Raw genomic sequence first — 2832 nt, 5'->3', positions numbered from 1 at the left:
AAGTTTCCGGTCCTGCTCGTGCGGTTCCCGTTTGTGGTCGCGGCCCGGCTGTGGGCGGCACGCCGAGGCAAGCAACTGAGGGCTGGCCTCGAGCCGTCTCGGCGGGGACTGTTCGGCCGGGCACGTTCGGTGGTACCGACTTCGGAGATCCTGCGCTCGGCTCTCGATAGCCTGACCAGCAACCGGCTGCGCTCGGTCCTGACGATGATCGGCATCATCATCGGCGTCGCCGCGGTGATTCTGCTGGTCTCCCTGGGCAACGGGATGCGCGCGGACTTCAACAAGCAGTTCTCCCGGCTGGCCAACCAGATCACGATCACCCCGGCCACCAAAGCCGGGTCCAGTAGCTTCACCCAAGGCCGCAACCTCACCGACTCTGACGTCGCCGTGCTGCGCGATCCCCGCCGCGCGCCGGACATCGACTCGGTCTCTCCCAGCATGGGTGGGGACGTGACCCTTACCGAAGGCCAGATCCAGGACCCGCGCCAGCATGGTCGGCGCCAATTACAACTACCTCGACCTACTCGACCGCAAGATCATCGCCGGTAGTTGGTTCACCGAGAAACAAGTCGACGAGAAAGAACGTGTCGCGATCCTCGGCCCCGAAGCGGTCGCGCTGCTGTGGGGCCCGCGCGCGCCAGCCGATCAGATCATCGGCTCCCCCATCCGCATCGAGCACTCGGTGTTCAAAGTGATCGGGGTGCTCAATGCCAACGGCCAGAACGACAACGTGGTGATCGTGCCCTTCGCCTCGGCGCGGGCGTACCTGGTCGGCGACAACGCGGGCGAGGTTGACCAGATCGTGGTCAAGTCCACCGACGTCGAGACGCTCGACCGGGCGGTCGCCGAGATCGTGCGGATCCTGGATGCCAGCCATCACATCCGCAAGCCCACCGAACGCGACTACAACGTCTTGACCTACACCACCCTGCTGGAGAAAAGCCGCCAGTTCATCACCTTCCTGGCGCTGTTCATCGTGGCCATCGCCCAGAGTCGTTCCAAGATCGTCTTGGGTGATGGGCAGCGCTAGGCCTGAGCGCCGATGATCTTCGGCGTGTCGCGGGGGTAGGGCAACGAAGCTCCGGTAGGACGAGCTACCTACCACAGTCCCTCGTCGGTTCCGGAGCTTCGTTGCTGGTACATCCTTCCATTGCTGAGTCCTGCGCGAGCGCGATCGGTCGTCCCGTGTCGGCTTGCGATCGTGGTGCCGGTCCGGACCTCGTTGTGGCCGAGGACGCGGTGAAAGGGCCTGACCTGCTGGAACGGTTCGCTGGGATCTCTGATCGGCGTAGTGATCAGGGTCGGGAGCATCCGGTCGCGGTGGTGTTGACGTTGTGCGCGGCGGCGGTGTTGGCCGGGATGCGTTCGTTCACCGCGATCGCCGGGTGGATCGCCGACGTGCCCGCTGGGATGGTGGCGGGTCTGTACCTGGCCGCTGGTGCCGCTCCGGCGGCGGGTCCGTCGAAGACGACGGTGTGGCGGGTGCTGACCGGCGCGGATGCTGCCGCGGTGGACGCCGCGATTGGCGCCTGGCTGGCCGAACGTGCTCACCACAGCGCCGACACCGGCCCCGGCACCAGCCCTGATAAGGACACGGATTCGAAAGCGGTGGTGGTCGCGGTGGACGGCAAGACCGTGCGTGGCGCGGTTGGCCCCGGCGGACACCAGCCCCACCTGCTGGCCGCGGCCACCCACGCCGATCAGTTGGTGCTCGCCCAGGTCGAAGTCGGCGCCAAGAGCAACGAGATCCCGAAGTTCGCCCCACTGCTCGCCCAGCTGGCCGCCACCGGGGTTGACTTGCGCCGGGTGGTGGTCACGGCAGACGCACTGCACTGCCAACGCGCCCACGCCCAGTGGCTGCACGAGCGCGGTGCCGGGTTCGTGTTCACCACGAAACTCAACCAGCCCACTCTCTACGCCGCGCTCGACGCGCTGCCCTGGACCAACGTCGAGATCGGCCACCGCGAGATCGAACACGCCCGCGGGCGGATCACGACTCGCACCATCCAGGTCCTGCCCGCCCCAGCCGACCTGCCGTTCCCGCACGTCAAACAGACCTGGCTGATCGAACGCTACGTCCACGACCCGGCCGGAACACTGCTGTCCGCCATGACCGCACTCGGCGTCACCAACCTCGACCACGACCACGCCGGACCCGCTGACCTGGCCACAATGGTGCGCCGACACTGGGGCATCGAGTCACTGCACTGGCTACGCGACACGGTCTACCGCGAGGACGACTCCCGCGCGGCGACCCGTTCCGGGCCACGCGTCATGGCCGCGCTAAGAAACCTCTCAATCGGCGCGCTGCATCTGGCCGGACGCCGCGACATCACCGAAGCCACCCGCTGGGCCGCCCGAGCCATCCACCGCCCATTCCAGCTACTCGGACTCACACCCTAAACTGATGATCTTGGAACGCCCCTGGGCCATCGCCGCCGTCTCGTTGATCGTCGGCGGTATCGGCGTCGCCAACATCATGCTGGTCTCGGTCACCGAACGAACCCGCGAGATCGGTATCCGCAAAGCCATCGGAGCCACCCGCCGAGCCATCCTGCGTCAGTTCCTGTCCGAAGCGGTCATGCTCACTGGCCTTGGTGGGATCGCCGGCATCGGACTCGGTATCGGGCTGACCCTCCTCGGCGAGCACCTGCTGCCCAAGATGGTCACCGACTTCCCCGCGCCGATCCTCTCGGTCGGCCCGGTGCTGCTCGCCTTCGCCGTCAGCCTCGCCGTCGGCGTGCTGGCCGGCATCTACCCAGCCCACCGGGCGGGGCGCATGCGTCCGATCGACGCCCTGCGCTTCGAATAACCCAATCTCACACCGATCTT

Annotated in this window: 4 protein-coding genes; all 4 read left to right on the top strand. The window is 66.8% G+C overall.

Annotation, left to right across the window (positions count from 1 at the left end; translation table 11 throughout):
• A partial coding sequence (locus VFA16_RS07295) for an ABC transporter permease (RefSeq protein WP_324967167.1) occupies positions 1–549 on the top strand: 549 nt, incomplete at its 5' end.
• Complete coding sequence (locus VFA16_RS07290) at positions 491–1030, top strand: ABC transporter permease (protein ID WP_324967166.1); 540 nt, start codon at positions 491–493, stop codon at positions 1028–1030. The genes VFA16_RS07295 and VFA16_RS07290, both read left to right, overlap by 59 nt.
• 155 nt (positions 1031–1185) lie before the next feature.
• Positions 1186–2403 carry an ISAs1 family transposase gene (locus tag VFA16_RS07285; protein WP_324967165.1) on the top strand — a complete coding sequence of 406 codons (1218 nt, stop codon included), beginning with the start codon at positions 1186–1188 and terminating at the stop codon, positions 2401–2403.
• A gap of 4 nt (positions 2404–2407) precedes the next feature.
• Positions 2408–2812 carry an ABC transporter permease gene (locus VFA16_RS07280; RefSeq protein WP_324967164.1) on the top strand — a complete coding sequence of 135 codons (405 nt, stop codon included), beginning with the start codon at positions 2408–2410 and terminating at the stop codon, positions 2810–2812.
• Positions 2813–2832: the final 20 nt, after the last annotated feature.

Origin of the sequence: Mycobacterium sp. (genome assembly GCF_035653355.1) — a bacterium.
Taxonomy (GTDB): Bacteria; Actinomycetota; Actinomycetes; order Mycobacteriales; family Mycobacteriaceae; genus Mycobacterium.
This window is presented reverse-complemented; position numbering and strand designations above follow the sequence as displayed.

Coding starts and splice junctions, on each gene's coding strand:
- VFA16_RS07290 (WP_324967166.1), top strand. CDS start 491: ATGGTCGGCGCCAATTACAACTACCTCGACCTACTCGACCGCAAGATC.
- VFA16_RS07280 (WP_324967164.1), top strand. CDS start 2,408: ATGATCTTGGAACGCCCCTGGGCCATCGCCGCCGTCTCGTTGATCGTC.